This is a genomic window from Actinomycetota bacterium (assembly GCA_040755895.1).
Taxonomy (GTDB): domain Bacteria; phylum Actinomycetota; class Aquicultoria; order Subteraquimicrobiales; family Subteraquimicrobiaceae; genus Subteraquimicrobium.
This window is the reverse complement of record JBFMAG010000057.1, coordinates 1-22,661: the sequence shown is the minus strand read 5'-3', so window position 1 is coordinate 22,661 and position 22,661 is coordinate 1. Positions and strand designations below refer to the sequence as shown.

Below are 22,661 nucleotides of genomic sequence, written 5' to 3'. Positions count from 1 at the left end.
TTGTATTTTTATTTTTACATTTACATTTTTCATTTAACGCGCTTAGTGTGGGGAGATAAAAATGAGCCAATTACAAAAGGTATTGGTAGTCGATTTTGGGGCTCAGTACAGCCAACTCATTGCCCGAAGGGTTAGGGAATGTAAGGTTTATTCGGAAATCGTTCCCTATGATATTTCCGTGGAGGAAATAAGGAGGAGAAATCCGAGGGGATTGATCCTATCGGGTGGACCCGCCAGCGTCTATGCAAAAGAAGCCCCGAGCTGTAACAGGGAAATCTTCATGTTGGGCATCCCTGTTCTAGGTATATGTTATGGGATGCAGCTCATGGCTCACCTCCTGGGAGGAGAGGTGGCTCGAACTGGCAAAAGCGAATATGGTAAAACCAAGCTCACCACTCGGGAGGATACTCTGCTCTTTGATGAGCTACCACGGAAGCAGAATGTTTGGATGAGCCACCGCGATTTGGTGAAGACTCCCCCACCCGGTTTTAAAGCCACCGCCTTTACGGAGACCACTCCCGTCGCTGCCATGGAAAATGATCGGGATAATCTCTATGGTGTTCAATTCCATCCTGAAGTAATCCACACCCTTTATGGTATGGATATCCTGAAGAATTTCCTCTACAATGCGTGCAATTGCATTCCCTCATGGACTATGGTCTCCATCATCGAAAAATCCATCGAGGAAATAAAGAGAACCGTGGGAAATGACAAGATCATCTGCGGTCTTTCCGGGGGAGTGGATTCAGCGGTGACAGCCATTCTCGTCCATAAAGCCGTCGGCGACAACCTCACCTGTGTCTTTGTTGATCATGGACTCCTGCGCAAGGGCGAAGCGGAGCAAGTCGAGGAGACTTTCAGGAAACATTTTCGAATCAATCTCATCCACGTCAAAGCCCAAAAGAGATTCTTGAATAAACTTAAAGGTATAGTAGACCCTGAGTCCAAACGCTTGATAATAGGGGAAGAGTTCATTCGAACCTTTGAGGAGCTGGCGAAAAAGCTTAGGGACGTTAAATTTTTAGTTCAGGGCACTCTCTATCCCGATGTTATTGAAAGTGGTACAAAGGATGCGGCAAAGATAAAGACCCATCATAACGTAGGTGGACTTCCCCTTAAGCACGATTTTAAATTGATCGAACCCCTGCGGGAACTCTTTAAGGATGAAGTTCGAGCTTTGGGTGAAGAATTGGGACTTCCGGAGGAGATCGTTTGGCGTCAGCCTTTCCCGGGACCGGGTCTCGCCATCAGGATAGTTGGGGAAGTCACCGAGGAACGGTTGAATATCTTAAGGGAAGCCGATGCCTTAATTGAAGAGGAGATAAAACGCGCCGGACTTTACAGGAAGCTCTGGCAATCCTTTGCGGTGCTTCCCTCTGTGCGCACCGTGGGAGTAATGGGAGATGAGAGAACTTATTCCTATCCCATCGTCGTTCGAGCCGTGATCTCCGAGGATGCCATGACCGCCGATTGGGCTCGTCTCCCGTACGAGGTTTTGGAAAGGATTTCCAATCGCATCATAAATGAAGTTCCCGGGGTAAACAGGGTCGTGTACGACATCAGCTCAAAACCCCCAAGCACCATCGAATGGGAATAATAGGTGGAGGTAGGAGGCGATAATGAGCGAAATTGAAGAGAAGATTGAAAAATTACGAAGTCAAATAGACGAAGTAGATCAGAAAATTGTGGAGTATCTAAATAAAAGAGCCGAGCTCGTCTTGGCTATCAAACAACTCAAGATTGAGGGGGGACTCCCCCACTTCGATATCGAGCGGGAGAGGGAAATCCTGGAAAAGGTCACCCTCTCAAATGCGGGTCCCCTCAATAAGGAAGCCATCTTGAAAATCTATCGAAGAATACTCCGATGCATGAAGACCATGTGACTCCCATCCTGCGGGCGATCAAGAACCGACGCAGCGTACGCGAGTTCACCGCGCGAGAGGTTTCCGAGCAGCAGCTCCAGCAGATTTTAGAGGCTGGCAGATGGGCACCCTCCGGTCTCAACAATCAGCCCTGGAGATTTGTGGTTGTCAAGGAAAAGGATCTTCTCGAAAAAGTTGCCCGACATACAAGATATCCCCGGATCCTAAGGGAAGCCAATGTAATCATCGCTGTCTTTTTGGATACCGATGAGATGTACGATCGAACCAAGGATGTTCAAGCAATCGGGGCTTGTATCCAGAATATGCTCCTGACCATACATGAGATGGGATTGGGAGCCTGCTGGTTGGGAGAGATTTTAAATCAGCGGGCTCAAGTGGAGAAGCTCCTCGATGTCCCCAAAAGCTTTGAGCTCATGGCAGTCCTGGCAATCGGTTATCCTCAGCTTAAGGAGCGGAAAAGCTCCCGAAAGCCAATAAATGACCTGGTATATAAGGTCTTCACCCATTAAATGGAGCAATTTAAGTCCATTTATTTAATATTTCTTTGCATGGATCATAATTTTACACGCCCAAAAGTCCGGCAACCCTCTTGACTCTGACGAGAACGGCATCGGACGACTTCGAGAGAATGAAGATGGAGATTATAAAAACTAAGAAATGAAGGAAAAGGAAGGACAAATTACCCCTCCATCAGAGTCATTTAATAAACTCTCTCCCACTTTTAAATTGCCGCAATCAAAAGACCTATGGTGACTAATGCGGGTGTTACCAAATTAGAAGGAGGTGAAAAAACTTTCAATACTCATTTTGTGAGTTTAGCTACTGAAACATCTCAGCACTTGATATCTGCTCCTCGTGCAAACTTGCTTTCAATACTCATTTTGTGAGTTTAGCTACTGAAACACACAAGACCAAATCTTGGAGCAAATAGAAAGACTAAACTTTCAATACTCATTTTGTGAGTTTAGCTACTGAAACGATATTAACATCAGAGACCCCATAAGCTACATCAAGATCTTTCAATACTCATTTTGTGAGTTTAGCTACTGAAACATAAGATGGATAAGGCAACCGATGCTCAACGTGAAGCCACTTTCAATACTCATTTTGTGAGTTTAGCTACTGAAACGCCCCATTCGCCTGCATCTGCTTTCCCTTTGGGGAGCTCTTTCAATACTCATTTTGTGAGTTTAGCTACTGAAACAAGGTTCGAGGGCTGGGTGGAAAAGGAGGAGGAATCTTTCAATACTCATTTTGTGAGTTTAGCTACTGAAACGAGGAAGTGAAAAGAATAATCTCTAATTTTTATGAAACTTTCAATACTCATTTTGTGAGTTTAGCTACTGAAACTCCGTGGTGGGAACTCCCACACGGGAGACCAATCGGACTTTCAATACTCATTTTGTGAGTTTAGCTACTGAAACTCGACTCATGGTTTAGTGGGGTGACCCTTCCCTCCCACTTTCAATACTCATTTTGTGAGTTTAGCTACTGAAACTTCATGGTCAGGATGAAATCGTCCAGATATTCAACAATCTTTCAATACTCATTTTGTGAGTTTAGCTACTGAAAAATCCCTGCAATTATCATCGGGGAGGAGGGGACTTTTCAATACTCATTTTGTGAGTTTAGCTACTGAAACCCAGTTGATTGCCATCATGAAAAAAAATGCAATCTTCATTTTCAATACTCATTTTGTGAGTTTAGCTACTGAAACTTGGATGAAAGGAGGTGTAAAGAATGGCGAAGATGTTTTCAATACTCATTTTGTGAGTTTAGCTACTGAAACAGCGCGGTGTCCTCCCCGTCTCCCTCCCACAAAAAATTTTCAATACTCATTTTGTGAGTTTAGCTACTGAAACTTTTCTTTCGGAAGTTGGAACTTCAGAAGTAATTAGTTTTCAATACTCATTTTGTGAGTTTAGCTACTGAAACGCGAAGATGCGAATCTTCACCCTCGCAGAGGGGGTAATTTTTCAATACTCATTTTGTGAGTTTAGCTACTGAAACACAATATTTGTACTAAAGACCAAAGGCGTTATTTTTTTTCAATACTCATTTTGTGAGTTTAGCTACTGAAACGGGGACCACCCAGGAGGTGATCGCCGCCCTCCAGAAGATTTTCAATACTCATTTTGTGAGTTTAGCTACTGAAACAAGGCCAAGAAAGAGGGGTACATAAACCTGGATTTTTCAATACTCATTTTGTGAGTTTAGCTACTGAAACCAGCGCTTTATCAACTGGATGCGGACAGACCCCCTTTTCAATACTCATTTTGTGAGTTTAGCTACTGAAACCCCCCAAATTTGTACAAATAAAAGCCATTTAGCAGGAGTTTTGTGGCACAACTTTATAAAATTTTCAAGGAATTCTGCGAAGATTGAAAAATCGATCTAAACCCTAAGCGATCTTCACGCTTTGCCTGTACAATCACTCGACACAAATATTTTCAAGCTCACAGTATGCACATTTCTTATTTGATTTCAACACAGCGGGTTTTAATTCCTTCTTCAGAATCTGATGTAACTTCTTAATATCTTTTCTTAATAAATCAAAATCTAAATCAGTGAACCTAATCTTTTCAGCTCTCTTTTGCGAAGTATAGTAAAGCACACCTTGTTTTACCTTTTTTTTATAGTTCTCAGCCAGGAGAAGAGCGTAGGCAATGAGCTGCTTCCTCCAATTAAGTTGGATGTTTGTGAATGAAGAGTATTTCAATTCGATGGGGATGAGGTTCCCGTCCTTAAGTATGATTACTGCATCTACCCTCCCTTTAAGCTGCTCTCTTTTGCTTTCAAGGTAAACATCGAATAAGATTTTTTCGACAAGGTCTTTCTTAAAACCAAATATCTCTTTGCGTTCTTTGACTCTTTTCTTCTCTTTTACATGCTCTTCGGAGGCAAAGTCCATTTTTGATCTGGTCTTAGTCTCGATGCCAAAGACCTTGTAGAAGTAGAATTTATTTGGACAGTAATAATACTGGCTCAAATCCCAGACATCAATCATGTCTAACCTTACCACCTCAGGTAAAAGCCTCTATAGCTGGAGATTTCTCCCCTGAGGAACTTAGCAATTTGTATTGCTTGTTTTTGAATCACCTGTGTGAAGGTGTACTTTTTGCCTCGATACTCGACTTTGCTCTCTAACTTGCCTAAGACCTCTCTGAGTAGCAATAAGCGAGCATCATCTTTTATTCGGCAGGAATTTCCAAAAATCTCAAAATCATCGATGGATACTTGCTTTTTGGTCACAAGTTTTATCACGGGTTTATCTACTACTTGTTGCCTGAATTCTTCGATCAAATCCAAAGCCATCGATTCTCTGCCTGGCCTGTCAACGTGTAGAAATCCAGCATAAGGATCAAGACCTGCTAAATGAATAGCCCTTAAGACGTCTCCTAGTAAGACACCATAGCCGTAATTGAGCATAGCATTTATTGGGTCGGTGGCATAACGTCCCGTCCTTCCAGCGAAATTAAATTCCGTTGGAAATATCTTACTTAAAGCAAGCCAATAGTAGGATGAAGAATTCCCTTCGATTCCCATGATCTTTTCTCTAATATCATTACATTTTTCTTCTTTTGCCTCATCGAGCTCTTTTAATTGGTCTCGTATCTTTTCACGTAGATTCATAATTGCTTGAGCTGTTTTTGCATCGTAATCCTTTCTGGCTTTGGCAATAGTGCCAAGGACTGCGTACTGATTTTTGATCTTTGTTTTGGCGAACTCTTTGCTTAGGATAACACTTCTTTCATCATCAAAAGCTTTATATTGCTCCCGTCTAGTTTTTACTGTTCTAAGGATTGGTCCATAAATTCTCGCCCTTATTTTTCCTCGGAAGTCTATGAACAGGACGTCAACTTGGTTTTCGAGTAGTTTTTCAAGCGCATGGGTGGAAAGAGAACCCTTACCGGAGATAATGACCTGCCTTATTTCTCCAGGAGGCACGCGATGGATGACGCTTCCCTTCTCTCTAACCACGATTTGGTCATCTTCAATCCCTAAAAATTTCCCAAAACCATCGATCACGAGTCTCTTCATGACATGAGAACACTCCTAAGTCCCTTTGCAAATGGGGAAATACATACAATCCTCAGTGCAATTTGTGGCTTTTCCCGGATCGATTTCTTCCTCCACGATTTCCATCTTTTTATCACGTTCTTCGATCCACCAGCTTCTCAAATCATCGTTTATTACGAATAAATCTCTTACGATGGTGAACCTCTCTTCCTTAACCCTGAGATAAACTACACATCCAATGTCCACTGGGATGTTGTGAACGCTTTCGAGGACAAGAGCGTATCCCGTGGGGCACAGCTTGTCGAAATCTTGCTGGCTTGAACTCACACCTTTATGAGTTTGAAGCTGCTCTTAACATCACAAAAACTCTGGAATCGAAAAAAGACAAATTAACCGAAATCAAAAACTTGGAGAAGGTTATCAGTGCATATAATCATTGGGATAAGTTTAATCACAAGAAGGCGTACGAGATATTAAGGCAAGTATCTCGAAAATTAAGATTAAAATGGTTGAGCGATAAGAGTGATTCACAACTAAAGTTCCTTGGGCAATTGGCGGAAAACGATAAAGCCGATAGTGAAAGGGCAGCTGATTTATTATGTAATGCGGAGAGGTGTGCAGCGAAGGGAAGATTTGACGATGGAGTGGCTCGCCTTTATCGACTTATCGAATTTTTAGCACAGATTGAACTACGCCGAGGGTATAACATCGATACCTCAAACGTGGATTTATCGAAATTAAAACTCAAACATGAGGAGAAATATCAGTATTTGAAAGACGAAGAAACGGGACAAATTAAGCTTCCATTATTTAAATCTTATGGACTCTTGGCTGATCTGGATAATGATTTGGGAAGAGCTTTTTTAAAAAACAGTAGACTCAAAAATCTTTTGGGTTTGCGAAATGCTTCTATCTTAGCTCATGGATTTGAACCTGTGGGTGAAAAAGTTTTTGTACAGCTTAAGGAAGAAGTAGAAAAGCTTCTTCTGTTACGAATCAATAATTTGGGTGAGCTCAAAACATCAGCGACATTTTGTAAGTTAAGGGTCATCTAAAGTTTAATAATGCTCTCTTTAACCAAGCTCAGATTTAAATTGAATTTTCCAGGTGGATTCTCTCTTCCTCACTGGTTGGGTAATAAGTTTAGGGGTGGATTTGGAAATCATTTGAGGGAAGCAATCTGCAACTATGTTGATGCCCATTGCAAGGATTGCAAAAGATCAGAAGATTGTCTATATTTTGTACTTTACGAGAAGGCAAAGCAGAAAAGAGGATATGCTCCTCCAACTAGACCGATCATCTTCGTTCCTCCATTCTTCGGGAAGGAACTGAAGGTCAAGGAGAATGGGTTCCTCGATTTAGATGTCCTTATTTTCGGTGATTACACGAGATATTTTCCTTATCTCATCTTCGGATTGAGACTTTTAGGTAAGCGTGGTCTAAATAGGTTCTCTAAATTCGGCATCTCCTCAGTCGTTTCCGTCTACAACCAGCAAGAGGTTTTTGACGGTGAAACCCTCTGGCTTAACTCCCTTGAAACTAAGGATGTAACTGAATTCTTTATTGAGCCCGTCCAGCGGATAAGGGTGAACCTCCGAACCCCGTTGGAACTCAAAAGCCTGGATTTTCCCATAAAACTTGAGGACTTGCTGGGGATGGTGAGGAGGCGATTGATTCTTTATGTAAACGAATACGGACGCGGGAAGGTTCCTGAGTTCGATGTCGATAGTTCTATCTTGGATTATAGAAGGAGCTCTCACATATTGCAGTTTAAGAAATTGCATCCCGATACCGAAGCTCTGGGGAAGTATATTGGTCACACTGGTCACGTAGAGTATGAGATTAGAAGAATGGATAAGAATGCAGGCTGGTTATTGGTAGTGGGTCAAGAGATCGGCGCTGGTCCGAAGTCGAGTTATGGTATGGGTTTCTTTTCCCTTGAGTGGATATAGGAGAGGAGTCAAAATGGGTTTAATTGAAAAGATTAAGGACTTGGCGGTTGATATCTATGATGAACTTGGAAGCGGATACGATGAAGCGATTTATCAAAAGGCTTTTGAGGTTGCCTTGAGACTCGAGGGGATCGGTTATGAAGATCAGCGAGTCGTTCCCATCTTTTATAGGGGGCATTACGTTGGGGAAGGTAAACCGGACATCGTGGTTGGTAAGGGCGGCGAAAAACTGGTCATAGAGCTCAAAGCCTTAGCCAGTTCCATCGGTCCAAAGGAGGAAACACAGCTTAAGAACTATATGAGGGTTCTAAACATTGGAAAAGGACTTCTCATCAATTTCCCGCAGCCAGGAGCGAAGGGAACTCCAGAAAAACCAGAAGTAAAAGAGGTCAGTTTGGAATAGAAATTTTTAAATAACCTAGTCAGAGGTTAGTCGAAAGAGATTGCTAGCTCAGCAGGTGTATGTTGCCAATCCTCACTCTTTTAAGTCCCGCTTCTAAGGCTGCTTCTCGGCACTCATGCGCTTGTTTCCTCGAGGTTGTGGGCATATCCATCATCTGAAAGCAGGGGTAAAAAGCCAGAAGCGAATAGGGAATGTTGGGGTCCAAATTGGCGATGAGCTTGGCGATGTTAAAGACCTCCTGGGCATTGATGTAGCCGGGTACGAGCAAAGTGCTTGCGACGAGGAATGGTGATTCCGGTCTTCGGGTGATGAATTGGGCGAGCATCTCGAAGTTCTTCAAGGTTTGTCGGTTGGTTACCCCTGTCAGGGCGATATTCAAATTTTCATCCCAGGCTTTAAGGTCGAACTTAATGCATCCACCCGAATTAAGAGAAAGTTCGGCCATTTTTCTTGCCAGGGATGGATTCATGGTTCCATTGGTTTCCCAGCATATCCTCAAGATTCTGTCCTTGTTTTGCTTCAGGGCGATCTTTGAGGCTTTGAGGGCGAAGGGCAGTTGAGGTGTGGGATCCCCACCGAAGTAGCAGATGCAGGAGGTTTTCTCATCCACACAATCGGCGAGTTCCTGAGCGGTCATAATTGGGGATAGAGTTCGGGTCATCTCCCGATAGTGCCAGTTTTGGCAGAAGAGACAATCCAAGGAGCAAGCCCCCAGGAAAACGGCAAGGTTCTTATAGCCGTATTCTACCCCCGGCGAGTAAGAATATTTGGGATAGCCACATTCGCTTCCTCCGGGACAGACCCAGTCGGCAACGCAATTGGTGGGGAGGGGATCGAAATACCAACTTACTATACCTTTTGAAGGTGTTCCTCCAAGGTGAACGAGTCTATCCTTTTGATTGGTCCGCAGTCCGCAGAAACCCTTTTGCCCCTCACCAATCATGCATTGATTGACGCATATGGTGCACTTTACGCCATTGGGGTCCTTCGGGGGAGAGGCGGGGAGGTCGAATTTTCCCTTGCTTTTTGCGTGAGCTTTCTCGATATAAACCTTTGCCTCTTGGGGTTTTTCTCGGAGGCAGCTACCGCAAACTCCTAACTCTTTGGATATAAGCTCGGAAGTCTCGCCGCAGGAGTCACATTTGACCTCGCGCACGGTGTGCCACAGAACATATCGAATCATTTCCGCCGCCTTCAAAATCCGGGACCACCAATTTGCTGTACATCGATGAGGTACCAGTTCCCAGAAATATCATCAATAAAAATCCATTTTTTGTCAATGAAACGGGGAGCCACTTACACTCGGGTGGATTTGTTTTACTTTTATTTAGTGAGAAAATATAATTTAATTGTGGATTGTAACTGCTCCAAGGATAAACCTTGGAGTTTATTTTAACAGTTCTCATAAAAATGCAAAGCGATGTGAGAATCTTGGAAAATTTGAATCCCGTTCAGCGGGATGCGGTAACTCACGGTGAAGGTCCCCTACTCATTCTGGCGGGAGCCGGCAGCGGCAAGACGATGGTTTTAACTCACAGGGTTGCCCATTTGATAAAAGCAAAGGGTGTAAATCCCTATCGCATTCTGGCGATCACCTTCACCAACAAGGCTGCTCAGGAGATGAGGGACCGCATCCGTGCCCTCATTGGCAAAATCAGTGAGGATATGTGGATTTGCACCTTCCATGCCGCCTGTGCCCGAATCTTAAGGAGAGAAATTCATCATTTGGGTTTCAAAAAGAATTTCATCATCTATGACGAAGGTGACCGACTCCGTCTCGTCTCCCAATGCCTCAAGGATCTAAATCTCGACACCAAGCGCTATCCACCGTCATCCATTCAGACAGCGATTTCCCTGGCTAAGGATGAGCTCATTGACGCCGATACCTTCGCCTCTCGGGCTCAAACTCGTTATGAAAAAATCGTTGCCGAGGTATATAAGTTGTACCAAGAGCGTTTATATCAAAATAATGCTCTGGACTTCGATGATCTGATCATGGTCACCGTGAGTCTGTTCACTCTCTTTCCCCTGGTGCTGGAGAAGTATCAGAACAAGTTCCAATATATCCTGATCGATGAATATCAGGATACGAATCACGCCCAGTATCGCTTGGTCAACCTCTTGGCTGCCAAGCACCGCAACCTATGCGTTGTGGGCGACGATGATCAAAGTATATACGGGTGGAGAGGGGCGGACTTCAGAAATATATTGAGGTTTGAGGAGGACTACCCGGATGCGAATGTGGTTACATTGGAGCAAAATTACCGCTCCACACAGACAATTCTGGAAGCGGCAAACTACGTAATAAGAAATAACAGGGGAAGGAAATCCAAGACTCTGTGGACCACCAATGCCAAGGGAGAGGCGATTTCTAGGTATCAGGCGGAAAATGAGCACGATGAGGCGGCATATGTTGCCATGGAAATCGAGCGCTTAAGGGAAATTGAGGGCAGAAACTACCAAGATTTTGCCGTTTTCTATAGAACCAATGCTCAATCTCGAGTCTTTGAAGAGGTCTTCATGAGATGCGGTCTCCCATATAAGATAGTCGGAGGTTTGAGGTTCTATGAGCGACAGGAGATAAAGGATGTCCTGGCATATTTGAGGGTAATCTGCGATCCGGAGGATACCATCGGTCTCAAAAGGATCATCAATGTTCCCAAGAGGGGTATCGGAAAGATGACCTTAAGCGCATTGGACCAGATTGCTCAGAGGGAGAGCATAAGCTTCTTTGAGGCTCTGAAAAAAGCCCAGGAAAATCACCTCCTATCAACGGCGGCTAAAAAAGCGGTGGCACGGTTCTTAAATATGCTGGAAAAACTCATGGCTGACCTTGCCCACCGGGAGGCGGGGAGCGAGGAGGAGAGTATCGCCAAATTCACGGAGAAGGTCCTGGATAAAACGGGCTACATCGCTGCCTTGGAGGAAGAGAGGACAGTTGAGGCCCAGGGAAGGATAGACAATATAAGAGAGCTTCTAACGGTGATGAAGGAGTTCGAGGAAAGCCATCCAAATCCAAGTCTCGATCAATTCTTGGATCAAATTTCGCTACTCACGGATATAGATACCTATGAGGAATCCGAAGAGGCTGTGACCCTAATGACCCTTCACAATGCCAAGGGTCTAGAATTTCCCGTGGTATTCATGGTGGGCATGGAGGATGGCGTTTTCCCCCATATCCGTTCCATGACAGTCTCTGAGGAACTCGAGGAGGAGCGCCGCCTATGCTACGTTGGGGTCACCAGAGCGAAAGAGAGACTTTATCTCACCCATGCCTGGTCCCGTAGCCTTTGGGGTGGACCGAGTTATAATATTCCATCGAGATTTTTGAAGGAAATCCCCGAGGAACTAACCTACCTTGCGGAGCAGGTAGAAGCCGTGCCTACCGGCGAGCCCGCCCACCGGACGGGTAGGCAGGTCAAAATTCCTGAGAAGAAATACGTCTTCTCCGTCGGTGATGAGGTCATACACAAGAAATTTGGAAGGGGCAAGGTTGTCGCCGTCAAAGGAGCCGATCAGATAACAGTCTTTTTCCCCACCGAGGGCGAGAAAACCCTGCTAGTTGAGTATGCACCCCTCGAGAAAATCTAAAGTCGATGCACGATCAGGCATAATGTAAAATGTAAAAAATAAAAATGAGATATCAAATGCGAAATTTTTTAAATTAAATCATTTTAAATTTTGGATTGCTGCCTGTCGGCAGACAGGTCATTTTACATTTTGCATTTAAATTTTGAATTTGAGATGATGCTGAAAAGAAAGTTTGTGAACGAATTATAGTTTGGAGGCGCAATGTCAGAAACAGTATATGTCATTGGTCATAAAAATCCGGATACGGACTCCATCTGTTCGGCAATCGCTTATGCTTATTTAAAGAATCATATTGAAAGCGAGCATCACATCCCAGCTCGGCTGGGCAAAATAAATAGGGAGACCGAATTTGTCCTCAATTATTTCAATCTTTCTCCACCAGAACTGATCCCCCACGTTAAAATTCGAGTCAAGGATGTCATGACTTCACCGGTGATCACCGCCCGTCCCCATACTCCCATTCGGAAGATTGGCGAACTCCTTTACACTCACGGAATCAAATCCATCCCCATCGTCGATGAGGATCAACGCTTGCTGGGCATTGTCACGGAGCGAGATATGGCTCACCGCTATATTGAGGAAATCAAGATCAGAAGCTTGAAGGATATCTCCCTTGAGATCTCAAAGATCGTTCAGACTCTGGATGGGAAATTGATCGTGGGGGATGCTCACAAATTGATTTCGGGAAATGTGCTCATTGGAGCCATGCTTCCTCAAACGATGGTTAACTACATTGTACCCGGGGACATCATCATCGTCGGCAACCGAGAGAGGGCACAGAAAGCAGCTTTGCAGAGAAAGGTATCCTGTTTGGTAATAACGGGCAATTTCGATCCCTCCCCCGAGATTGTGCAGCTGGCGAGGGACCGCGGAGCGGCCATTATCACTACACCCCATGATACATATGCTGCTGCGAGACTCATAAATTTGAGCATTCCCTCGGAGAAAATCATGCAAAGAGAGATATTCACCGTGGAGGAAGAGGATTTATTGAGCGAAGTGACCGAGGATGTGATGGCTTCCGAATACAGGCAGGCTCTGGTCATCGATTCCGGAAATCGCCTCATGGGAATCTTGACCCGAAGCGATCTTGTAAATCCCATTCCAAGGAAGGTCATCCTGGTGGATCACAATGAGATAAAGCAATCCGCCGACGGCATAGAGCAAGCGAATATCTTGGAGATAATCGATCACCATCGGTTGGGGGATGTGCAGACCAAGGAGCCCGTTTTGGTCATAAACAAGCCCGTTGGGTCCACGGCGACCATCATCTGGAGAAGATTTGGGGAACTCGGTGTGGAAATCCCTCGCGAGATTGCCGGTATCTTGATGGCATCCATCCTCTCTGACACGGTTCTTTTTAAATCGCCGACGACCACCGAAGAGGACAAGATGGCCGCCGAGGAATTGGCGAAAATCGCCGGGATCGAGGATCCCATCGAATTTGGGATTCGGATGTGTTGTGAATCTTCAGAGATAGTTTCCATGAAACCTAAGGATTTGATATTCGCCGATTTTAAGACCTACAACTTTGGGGATTTAAGGGTGGGAATAGGACAGGTGGAAACGATCGATTCCGCTATCGTATTAAAGAACAAAGATGAGATATTACAGACCATGGAACAAATTCGCCTCGATAAGGAGCTGGACATATTGGCGCTGATGCTCACGGATATCATGAAAGAGGGGACAGAACTTCTGGCTGTGGGCAGGACGAAGTTCATAGAGAAAGCCTTTGGAAGAAAGTTGGAAGGTGGAAAGATATTTCTCCCCGGTGTTATCTCCAGGAAAAAGCAGGTTGGTCCACCATTGGCAAAGGCCATTGGATAAATAGTTGGAAGTATTTAAAGAGCAAGCGGATATGCCGATTATATTTAAAGGGTAGTATTATTCTGGGGGAATTAAAATGAAATGGTATGTGAAAAAATTCACTGAATTTTTCGATGAGTGGCGGAAAGGGGAGCTTTATCTGAAAAATGGCCAGAGCTATATGGGAACTATGGAAGAGTTCATAGTAGACGACGATTTCAAGGAAAGCAAAATCGAATTTAAATACGAAAAGGGAGAGAAAGCCATTCCCCTCAAGGATATAAAGCATTTCCGGGCTCTGAATGGACCCATCTTAAACATCGAAAAGTATTTGAGCATCATTGAGCTGGCGAAACAAAGTGAAGAGCAAGAGGAAGAGTCGGATGAAAAAGAGTTGGTCTGTGTGGCCTTTGGCCTTGAGTTTTACACCTCAAAGAAAGTGGCCAATTTACTCAAATCCAATGTAAAGGATCTTTTATTCACCGAATTAAAGGATTTACCCCTTTTGATGATCAAGGATCAACCCGCCGTGGAGATGACCCCCACTTTCAACTCTTTGATTAAAAAGTTGAAATCTATACTCGGGGTCAGACCTCGCCACCCTCATTTACCAGGCACAATAAATTCTTAAACTCAATTTTTATGCTCCAATACAGGGCTAGAGCCACTCCATGTATTAAAAATTTACTAGTAGTGCTAAAATGAGAGATAAATTTTTCCATGAACCATGAACCATGAACCATGAACCATGAACCAAAATAGGGGGTGTCTCGATGCTCAAGACTTATCAGGAGATAAACGAAAAGATAAAAAAAGGTCAGGCGGTCGTGGTTACCGCTGAGGAGATCATCGACCTCGTTGCTGAGAAGGGCACCAAGAGGGTTGCCAGGGAAATCGATGTGGTGACCACGGCAACCTTTGGTCCAATGTGTTCTACGGGTGCTTTCATCAATTTCGGTCATGCCGACCCCCCCATAAAGATGGCGAAGGTATGGTTAAATGATGTCCCAGCTTATACGGGTATTGCTGCGGTCGATGCCTACATTGGAGCCACGGAGCTTTCCGAAACTCAAGGTTTGAGTTATGGTGGAGCACACGTAATCGAGGACTTGATTGCAGGGAAGCCCGTGAAACTGAAGGCGGTGGCATACGGCACGGATTGCTATCCCCGCAAGGAGATAGAAACCTATATAACGAAGGATGACATCAATCAGGTATATTTATATAATCCCAGGAATTCTTATCAAAATTATTGCGTTGCCGTAAATTCATCCGACAGGACGATCTTCACTTATATGGGTACGCTCCTACCCAAGATAGGTAATGCTACCTATTCCAGTGCCGGACAACTCAGCCCCTTGCTTAACGATCCTTATTATCGGACGATTGGCATTGGGACTAGGATCTTCTTAGCTGGAGCCATTGGCTACGTTGCTTGGGAGGGAACCCAGCACAACCCGATCCAAGAAAGAGCACCGAATGGAATTCCACTGGGCTCGGCGGGTACCCTTGCGCTTATTGGCGATTTGAAACAAATGAGCACCAATTACATTAGAGCCGCGAGCTTTTATAGGTATGGAACAACCATATTCGTGGGGGTGGGCATCCCCATCCCCATATTGGATGAGGAAATGGTAGAATTTGTGAAAGTGAACGACGCCGAAATTTATACCACCATCATCGATTATGGCATACCTCGTCGATCAAGACCCATGCTGGGGAAGGTGAGCTATAGGGAGCTGAGGAGCGGAGAGATCACAATTAAAGGCAAGAATGTACCCACCGCGCCCCTATCGAGCTATGCCAAAGCACGGGAGATCGCCAACGCCCTTAAATCCCTGATTCAAGAGGGGAAATTCCTGCTTCAGGAACCCATCGAAAGACTTTCTTTGGAAAGAACCTTCAAACCTCTGGAGATTTCAAGGGAGGAGATATAAGTGGTCCGGAAGAAAATCGTATTGACTTTCCCCCCAGAAAGGGTGGATAAGCCCATAACCTACCATTTGGTCAAGGATTTCGATCTTGTCATCAACATCCTGCGAGCTGAGATTCACGAAGAAGAAGTGGGAAGAATGGTTCTCGATGTGGAGGGGGATGAAGAGAAGATAAATCAAGGAATCGCCTATTTAAAAAGCCAAGATGTCAAGGTCCAGGAGGCTGCAAGGGATATTACACTTGATGAAGCAAAGTGTGTGGATTGCGGAGCCTGCACGGCGGTTTGTCTTCCCAAAGCTTTACGGTTAAATAAAGAGACCTGGAAGTTAGAATTCGACAAGGAGAAGTGCATTTTTTGTGCACTCTGTGTAAAATCCTGCCCCCTGGGGATCATCGAGGTTAAGTTTTAATGGCAAGCCTCCCTGCGTCCACTTGCTGGCGGGGAAGTATCGAAGGGGAAGGTGAAATCAGTGGCAGGATTTAAACCATGTTGCATGCCAACGGCTATTGGGAGTATGCCCCATACTGATGCAAAAAGGGCGTGCCAGATCGTATTGGAAAATTTTCCAGAGATACCCGTTTGGCCTCAGCTTCCACGTCTATCCCTTCGAGAGAATATGTACATCCAATATAGTGAGGGCATGCCCTGTGTGGTTATGGATGAACAAAGACATCGAATCTTCTTCGACACATCCGGAGATGTCACTCCAAAAATCGAGAAATTCTATGAAAGATATCTCGCGAAGGATATCGATGTCTTCGCCCTCACACCCGATTATGCCCATGGCTTTCACGTCTTCGTCGATGTCTTGAAGAAAAGTAGACCAAAGGAGCTCAAGTTGCTCAAGGGACAGGTCACTGGTCCCATTAGCTTTGGCTTAACCGTTACCGATGAGAATAAGAAGGCAATCGTATACAATGAGGGGATCTTCGATACCGTATTGAAAACCCTTGCCCTAAAGGCGAAATGGCAGGAGAGAGAGTTCACCCAAATTGCCCCAAAGGATGTTGGAACTCTCATCTTCTTCGACGAGCCCTATCTGGTTTCCTTCGGCTCAGCCTTTGTCAGCCTTCAGAGGGATCAGGTTATCAATTATCTCAACGAGTGCATGGGCGCCATCGATGGTTTAACCGGCATTCACTGTTGCGGGCGGACCGACTGGACAGTCCTCATGGATACCAACGTGGATGTGGTAAGCTTTGACGCCTACAACTATTTTGAGAGTTTTGCGTTATACCCCAAGGAATTAAAGGCATTCCTTGAGCGCGGTGGTCTTTTGGCTTGGGGAATTGTCCCAACATCGGAGGATATTGCCAGGGAAAGCACTGAAAGCCTGATGAAGAGATTCGAATCGAACATCGATCTTTTGGGCGAGAAGGGCATAGATAAGGAGCTCTTACTCCAATCTTCCTTCGTGACGCCAAGCTGCGGTACGGGTTCTCTTTCGGTTGAATTCGCTGAGAGGGTACTCAACCTCACGAAGTCTTTCTCAAAAGCGATAAGAGAGAAGTACTTTGGCTAAACGACCATTCATCTATAAGAGAGAAGTACTTTGGCTAAACGACCATTCATCTCTTTTTGGAGTTCCTCTTCCTCTGAATAGATGCGCTTCTGGAATAACTCGTCCCAAAAAGATTGCTTAATCTAGATATAATCACTATGTATGTTATAATTTCAAAATTTATTGTTTAATGCTCCCCGACTAGTCGGGGCGACGCCGTCGCTCACACTCGCCTGTGCGAGGCTGAGCGGCAAGTTTATGTGTTATGACTTAACTTAATTACTGTGAACCGTGAACGGTCAACTGTGAACGGTGTATTACGCTTTTGCTTTGAGCTTGGGATTGGAGGTAGAATAGGATTAGTTCCAAACCGACGACACAAAAAGCTTAAGCTTTTGACCAGGTAATTCTAAAATTCTTAAAAATATTGAAGTATAAAATGTGGAAAAATTAGGAAGAAAATGTAAGGTATTATGTGTTGGAGGGGACGATGGATTACGGGCTCATTGCCGAGGCTTATGAGAAGATCGAGCGTACAAGCAAAAGATTGCAGATGACCGATTACCTAGTGGATCTAATCAAGAGAACCTCCGAAGAAGCCATAGGTAAAGTGGTCTACCTCACTCAAGGAAAACTATACCCAGATTATATGGGCATAGAGATCGGGATAGCCGAGAAGCTGGCCATAAGGGCGGTTGCCTTGGCCGCAGATGTTGGTGAGGACAGGGTCAAAAAGAGCTATAGAGAAACCGGCGATTTGGGGGAGACCATCCAAAGACTCCTTGAGGAAAAAGCACATCACGTGGAAAAACCCCTCACCGTAGAAGAGGTCTATGAAACATTGGATAAGATGGCCAAAACCATGGGACCGGGCACCATCGAAATGAAGATGAATTTACTCTCTTCTTTACTCAAGAAAGCAAGCCCAAAGGAGGCAAAGTACATCATCCGAACGGTCACGGGCAAGCTCAGACTGGGAATCGCCGATATGACCATGCTTGATGCGCTGGCTATCGTCTACGCTGGGGGAAAGCATTTTCGGAAGGAGGTGGAGAGAGCCTACAATATCTCCTCGGATTTGGGAGAGGTTGCCAGCACCATAGCCAAGGATGGGCTAAAGGGGATAAGAAGGTTTGGAGTCCATGTGGGGAAGCCCATCCGACCGATGCTCGCGGAGAGACTCCCCTCGGCTCAAGAGATATTGGATAAAATGGGGGGGAGTTGCGCGGTGGAGTATAAATACGATGGTGAGAGAATCCAAATCCACAAAAGGGGCGATGAAATTTCCCTTTTCTCCCGCAGGTTGGAGAATATCACCCATCAATATCCAGACGTTTTGGAGCTGGGGCGGAAGAATATAAGAGCCAAAGAGGCCATAATCGAGTGTGAGTGTGTAGCCGTGGATTTGGATACCGGGGAGATGAAACCCTTTCAGGAGCTCATGCACAGGCGCAGGAAGTATGGGATTGAGAAGGCAATGGAGGAGTACCCCGTCTCAATTTTTGCCTTCGACGTCCTCTACGTTGATGGAAAGGATTTGACCCTTTGTTCTTATCCCCAAAGGAGAAAGGCACTCGAAAAAATCGTAAGGATAAGTGATAGAGTTGGTTTAACCACTTATCTTGTGACCAGCAATGTTGAAGAGTTGGAGAAGTTCTTTGAGAAAGCAATCGAGGATGGTTGCGAGGGTTTGGTTTGCAAATCTACCGGTCCTCATGCGGTCTATCAGGCGGGAGCAAGGGGCTGGCTGTGGATAAAGTACAAGCGCGAATACAAGAGTGAGATGACGGATACCGTTGATCTCGTGGTTGTCGGTGCCTTTCATGGGAGAGGTAAGAGGGCTGGAACTTATGGTGCTCTGCTTCTGGCAGCATACGATCCGGAAAGGGATATCTTCCTCACGGTGACTAAGTGCGGAACCGGCTTTACCGACAAGGATCTCGCCGAGTTACCAGACAAGCTGGAAAAGTATAGAATCTCCCATAAGCATCCGAGAGTTGACTCACTAATTGAGGCGGATGTGTGGTTTACCCCCGGTCTCGTTTTGGAAACCATCGGTGCCGAGATCACTTTGAGTCCGGTGCATACCTGTGCCTGGAATAAGATCAGGAAGGAAAGCGGTCTAGCCATCAGATTCCCCCGGTTCACGGGCAATTATAGGTCCGATAAGGCTTCTGAAGATGCTACAACGGTACAGGAAATTGTGGAGATGTACCAGGGTAGACTGAGAAAAGTCTCAGCTTGATTCCAAAAAAGTAACAACTTTTAGCTTTTGTTCGAAAGGCAACAAAGCTCAATGGAAGCTGAGCCAAAGCTCCTTTCTGATGACCACCTTCAATGATGAGTGATAAGAAAACAGTGAATGTGACCAAAATAAAGAGGGGGATTTCATTTGCCATTGGCCTAAGCGTTGTTGCCATCGTTATTTTGGTATCGTACTCCGCTGCTCCTGAAACGTGGGTTTCTCTTTGCCAAATTAAAATCAATTTTCTACTACTGGCTCTCCTGTGTCTGGTTTCCATGTGGTTGCTTGAGGGAGTAGGATTCGGTCTTTTAATCCATGGAGTGGGTAAATTTATTCCATTTTTAAGCTTGGTTAGGATTTTTTTAGCCAGCAATTTTGTAGGTTTTGTTACTCCCTTCGGCTCCGGGGGAGTGCCCGCACAGATTTATCTTCTAACAAAGAAGGGACTCTCTGCTGGGGAATCAACGGCTGTAGTATCCACTAGAGCTCTTTTATCCTCCTGGTTTTTTGGTATTATTGGACTTGTAGCCTTTTTCTTGCTGCGCCCTCATTTGTCTCTTAAATCTTCTTGGATTGATTTTTTTGGCCCCACACTTGTAGCTTTGTTTTTATTTACACTCCTATTTCTTTATCTTCTGTGGAGACCACAGAAAGGGGGACATCTTGCCTCTGCCTGCTGCAGTTGGTCTCCCTTGGTAAGGTGTTTTGGAACCGAGCGTATGAAAAGAATCCAAACCTCTATTGCTCATGAGATTGAGAAGTTACATCAAGGTCTCTCACTTCTCTTTCGCTCCAATTTTTTGATGGTCCTGGCTGTTGCCGGCTGTATAATTTTATGTTGGCTACTTTTGTTTGCGATTGCACCTTTGTTGCTTTTGGGGTTTGGGGTCAAGATCAATGTGGTACAGGTCCTCTTTTACCAATTTGTATTATTTTTCCTCATTCCTCTTTCACCCACACCTGGAGGTAGTGGAGCAGCCGAACTGGGGTTTGCAGCCTTGCTAACTTCTTTGGTTCCCAAACATTTGTTGGCTGTCTTTGTTATACTTTGGCGATTTCTAACTTATTATCTAAACTTGGTGGTGGGAGGTATTATTTTAGTTTTATTTTTAAGGAAATGAGGGGGAAATTGTCTTAAAGAAGTGGGAAGAGAGAAAGATTTTATCCTCCGGGGAATAACGAAAAATGTTTTCATCTTGGGAATGGTGAGTTTATTCACTGACATCAGTAGCGAGATGATTTATCCTCTCATTCCCATCTTCTTGACGGCAGTTTTGGGTGCCCCCATGGCAATCGTCGGAGTAATCGAGGGCATTGCAGAAAGTACCGCCAGCATCTTGAAGGTATTCTCGGGATGGTTCTCCGATAAATTGGGTAGGCGGCATCCCTTCATCGTCTCCGGTTATAGCTGTTCCGCTGTGGCCAAACCACTTTTAGCTGCTGCCTTCAGTTGGCCAGTTGTCCTTGTCGCCCGCTTTATTGATCGATTCGGCAAGGGAGTAAGGACTTCAGCCAGAGACGCCATGATTGCCGATGAAACCAATACCCAGAACCGCGGAAAAGCTTTCGGTTTCCATCGAGCCATGGATACGAGTGGAGCGGTTCTCGGTCCTCTATTGGCTTTGGTCCTTTTGACTCTTCTCGAGGAAAATTATCGTCTCATCTTTTTAATCGCTTTCATTCCGGCATCTGTAGCCGTTGTACTCCTCCTCTTATTCGTGAGGGAGAGGGTAAAGGTAGCACTGTCCCCTGCTGAAGCGCCAAAGTTCAACTTAGGTCAGTTTGACCGCAGGTTCAAACTCTTTCTCTTAATCATTTTGATCTTCGGACTGGGTAATTCCAGCGATGTTTTCCTGATCATGCGGGCGAAGAATTTGGGATTCTCAACGATGTTGGTCGTGGCCGCCTATGTACTTTATAACTCCGTCTATGCTATCCTTTCGACTCCAGCGGGAATTCTCTCCGACAGAATTGGACGAAGAAGGGTCATAATGACCGGCTTCTTCATCTTTGCCGCAGTGTATTTCGGTTTCGCCTTCGTGAGGACGAGTATTTACGTTTGGGGACTTTTTGCCATCTACGGATTTTATGTGGCCATGACCGAGGGTGTAAGCAGAGCCTTTGTCTCGGATTTAGTTCCCCCCGAAAAAAGGGGTACGGCTTTGGGAATATTCCATACAACGACGGGATTGGTAACCTTTGCCGCTAGCTTTATCGCTGGTCTCTTGTGGACCTACGTGAGTGTCCCCGCGCCCTTCATCTATGGAGGGATTATGGCTGCCCTTGCTTCCATATTATTCTTAAGACTTTTACCTTAACCTCCTAACTTTAAACCCAGAACATAGATTAATGTTCATGCACATTGGTAACACTTATATTGTTTGGGGCATCCCCCGCCTGCCAACGCCTGAACGTAGCAATGGCGGGCAGGCTTCCGAGTACTAGCCATGCCCACCGGCAGCTGCAACAAGAACAGGTAGGGGTGGGGTTTATCCCCACCCAAGACGAAAATGCGGCGGATGAACCGCCGCGCTACAAAATGGGGGGACAGACTAAAAAAGTCAGACTAACCCTTATAGGCAAATTGGATAAAAGAAATTCCAAGAATCACCAAGAAAACCCCACTGCCAACTACGATATATCTAAGTAGAATGTCGCTCAAAAATTTCTTTCCTTTATCGATGGAGTAGCTAACAGACCCGAACCAACCTAAATCCGCAACGACGTGTCCAATTAGAAAAGCTGTGAAGCCAATTATCCCTGCGATCTCTATGCTCTTGTACATGATGGGCATACCTATTGCTACCCACCATAAAAAGAAGTGAGGATTGGAGATACTGGTTAGAAATCCCTCAATGGGAAGGCCGTAAGCGGAGAATCTAGTTTCTCTAATTGGACCCGGTTTTATATCGAGACGAACGTTCTTGGAAACAATCATTAGATAAAATCCCATCAGCATGAGCATAACTCCACCTATGTAGCCGATGATGACTCTAGCCCATGCAGATTCCAGTGCAGCACCTAAGCCTAGGAAGAGCAAGATGATTATGATTGCTTCGATCATGAAATGACCCAGTATGATCAAGGGACCTGCGATATAACCTCGTTTTATGGATTCAGCAACGGTGACGACAAAAACGGGTCCGGGCACAATAGCCCCTGATAATGCCGCCAAGAATGAGGCAGCCATCAATCCCAAAAGTCCCAATACCATCTCTTGGATCAACCCCACACGGAAAAAATTGGACGGACAAGATTATCATAGCTATGGTAGTATGACAAATATATAATAAAGGTAAATCTGTTTAAAGCGAGGGGCAA

General features: G+C 45.0%; 20 protein-coding genes and 1 CRISPR repeat array. Of the genes, 15 read left to right on the top strand and 5 right to left on the bottom strand.

The genetic code is table 11. The annotated features are described in order from the left end of the window. Positions 1 to 61 precede the first annotated feature (61 nt). Genes guaA through AB1466_02755 form a run of 3 tightly spaced genes read left to right on the top strand, consistent with a single transcriptional unit; the run spans position 62 to position 2,392 of the window. The gene (gene guaA / locus AB1466_02765) at positions 62 to 1,597 is read left to right on the top strand and encodes a glutamine-hydrolyzing GMP synthase (GenBank protein MEW6189025.1); all 1,536 of its coding nucleotides are present in this window, start codon (positions 62 to 64) and stop codon (positions 1,595 to 1,597) included. A gap of 22 nt (positions 1,598 to 1,619) precedes the next feature. Then, positions 1,620 to 1,883: a chorismate mutase gene (locus AB1466_02760; protein ID MEW6189024.1), complete on the top strand. Its 264-nt coding sequence runs from the start codon at positions 1,620 to 1,622 to the stop codon at positions 1,881 to 1,883. After that, complete coding sequence (locus AB1466_02755) at positions 1,865 to 2,392, top strand: nitroreductase family protein (GenBank protein ID MEW6189023.1); 528 nt, start codon at positions 1,865 to 1,867, stop codon at positions 2,390 to 2,392. The genes AB1466_02760 and AB1466_02755 overlap by 19 nt, the downstream gene beginning before the upstream one ends. 284 nt (positions 2,393 to 2,676) lie before the next feature. Then, a CRISPR array of direct repeats spans positions 2,677 to 4,181; the repeat unit is 36 nt; unit sequence TTTCAATACTCATTTTGTGAGTTTAGCTACTGAAAC. A 133-nt stretch (positions 4,182 to 4,314) separates the two neighbouring features. Here the strand turns inward: AB1466_02755 and cas4 (AB1466_02750) are convergent. The 3 genes from cas4 (AB1466_02750) to cas4 (AB1466_02740) are packed head-to-tail and all read right to left on the bottom strand — an operon-like array spanning position 4,315 to position 6,230. Beyond that, positions 4,315 to 4,905, bottom strand: coding sequence for a CRISPR-associated protein Cas4 (gene cas4 / locus AB1466_02750; protein MEW6189022.1), 591 nt, complete (start codon positions 4,903 to 4,905; stop codon positions 4,315 to 4,317). Then, the gene (gene cas1 / locus AB1466_02745) at positions 4,899 to 5,924 is read right to left on the bottom strand and encodes a CRISPR-associated endonuclease Cas1 (protein MEW6189021.1); all 1,026 of its coding nucleotides are present in this window, start codon (positions 5,922 to 5,924) and stop codon (positions 4,899 to 4,901) included. The genes cas4 (AB1466_02750) and cas1 overlap by 7 nt, the downstream gene beginning before the upstream one ends. 15 nt (positions 5,925 to 5,939) lie before the next feature. Beyond that, positions 5,940 to 6,230 carry a CRISPR-associated protein Cas4 gene (gene cas4 / locus AB1466_02740; protein ID MEW6189020.1) on the bottom strand — a complete coding sequence of 97 codons (291 nt, stop codon included), beginning with the start codon at positions 6,228 to 6,230 and terminating at the stop codon, positions 5,940 to 5,942. Here cas4 (AB1466_02740) and AB1466_02735 point away from each other — a divergent pair. From AB1466_02735 to AB1466_02725, 3 genes are all read left to right on the top strand, one after another. Continuing rightward, the gene (locus AB1466_02735; protein ID MEW6189019.1) at positions 6,221 to 6,958 is read left to right on the top strand and encodes a TIGR02710 family CRISPR-associated CARF protein; all 738 of its coding nucleotides are present in this window, start codon (positions 6,221 to 6,223) and stop codon (positions 6,956 to 6,958) included. The genes cas4 (AB1466_02740) and AB1466_02735 overlap by 10 nt on opposite strands. A 111-nt stretch (positions 6,959 to 7,069) precedes the next feature. Beyond that, on the top strand, positions 7,070 to 7,855 hold the full coding sequence (locus AB1466_02730) for a hypothetical protein (GenBank protein MEW6189018.1): 786 nt from the start codon (positions 7,070 to 7,072) through the stop codon (positions 7,853 to 7,855). A 13-nt stretch (positions 7,856 to 7,868) separates the two neighbouring features. Next, the gene (locus AB1466_02725; GenBank protein ID MEW6189017.1) at positions 7,869 to 8,258 is read left to right on the top strand and encodes a GxxExxY protein; all 390 of its coding nucleotides are present in this window, start codon (positions 7,869 to 7,871) and stop codon (positions 8,256 to 8,258) included. A gap of 43 nt (positions 8,259 to 8,301) precedes the next feature. Here AB1466_02725 and AB1466_02720 read toward each other — a convergent pair whose 3' ends face one another. Further along, positions 8,302 to 9,441, bottom strand: a complete 1,140-nt coding sequence (locus tag AB1466_02720; GenBank protein ID MEW6189016.1) for a radical SAM protein — start codon at positions 9,439 to 9,441, stop codon at positions 8,302 to 8,304. Between the two features lie 227 nt (positions 9,442 to 9,668). On the opposite strand from AB1466_02720, the gene pcrA reads away from it, so the two are divergent. From pcrA to AB1466_02675, 9 genes are all read left to right on the top strand, one after another. Next, positions 9,669 to 11,849 (top strand): DNA helicase PcrA, encoded by a 2,181-nt coding sequence (gene pcrA / locus AB1466_02715; GenBank protein MEW6189015.1) that lies wholly within the window; start codon positions 9,669 to 9,671, stop codon positions 11,847 to 11,849. Positions 11,850 to 12,050: 201 nt separating this feature from the next. Next, positions 12,051 to 13,679, top strand: a complete 1,629-nt coding sequence (locus AB1466_02710) for a putative manganese-dependent inorganic diphosphatase (GenBank protein ID MEW6189014.1) — start codon at positions 12,051 to 12,053, stop codon at positions 13,677 to 13,679. 76 nt (positions 13,680 to 13,755) lie between these two features. Further along, positions 13,756 to 14,289: a hypothetical protein gene (locus AB1466_02705; GenBank protein MEW6189013.1), complete on the top strand. Its 534-nt coding sequence runs from the start codon at positions 13,756 to 13,758 to the stop codon at positions 14,287 to 14,289. Between the two features lie 142 nt (positions 14,290 to 14,431). Continuing rightward, on the top strand, positions 14,432 to 15,595 hold the full coding sequence (locus AB1466_02700; GenBank protein ID MEW6189012.1) for a homocysteine biosynthesis protein: 1,164 nt from the start codon (positions 14,432 to 14,434) through the stop codon (positions 15,593 to 15,595). Next, positions 15,596 to 16,003, top strand: coding sequence for an NIL domain-containing protein (locus tag AB1466_02695; GenBank protein ID MEW6189011.1), 408 nt, complete (start codon positions 15,596 to 15,598; stop codon positions 16,001 to 16,003). It abuts the gene before it with no gap. 51 nt (positions 16,004 to 16,054) lie between these two features. Then, a complete protein-coding gene (locus AB1466_02690) occupies positions 16,055 to 17,116 on the top strand; it encodes a methionine synthase (protein MEW6189010.1) in 1,062 nt (353 codons plus the stop codon). Between the two features lie 469 nt (positions 17,117 to 17,585). Then, on the top strand, positions 17,586 to 19,340 hold the full coding sequence (locus AB1466_02685) for an ATP-dependent DNA ligase (protein MEW6189009.1): 1,755 nt from the start codon (positions 17,586 to 17,588) through the stop codon (positions 19,338 to 19,340). Positions 19,341 to 19,432: 92 nt separating this feature from the next. After that, positions 19,433 to 20,461: a lysylphosphatidylglycerol synthase transmembrane domain-containing protein gene (locus AB1466_02680; protein ID MEW6189008.1), complete on the top strand. Its 1,029-nt coding sequence runs from the start codon at positions 19,433 to 19,435 to the stop codon at positions 20,459 to 20,461. A 21-nt stretch (positions 20,462 to 20,482) separates the two neighbouring features. Further along, the gene (locus AB1466_02675; GenBank protein ID MEW6189007.1) at positions 20,483 to 21,658 is read left to right on the top strand and encodes an MFS transporter; all 1,176 of its coding nucleotides are present in this window, start codon (positions 20,483 to 20,485) and stop codon (positions 21,656 to 21,658) included. Between the two features lie 248 nt (positions 21,659 to 21,906). Here AB1466_02675 and AB1466_02670 read toward each other — a convergent pair whose 3' ends face one another. Continuing rightward, on the bottom strand, positions 21,907 to 22,566 hold the full coding sequence (locus AB1466_02670; protein MEW6189006.1) for a LysE family transporter: 660 nt from the start codon (positions 22,564 to 22,566) through the stop codon (positions 21,907 to 21,909). Positions 22,567 to 22,661: the final 95 nt, after the last annotated feature.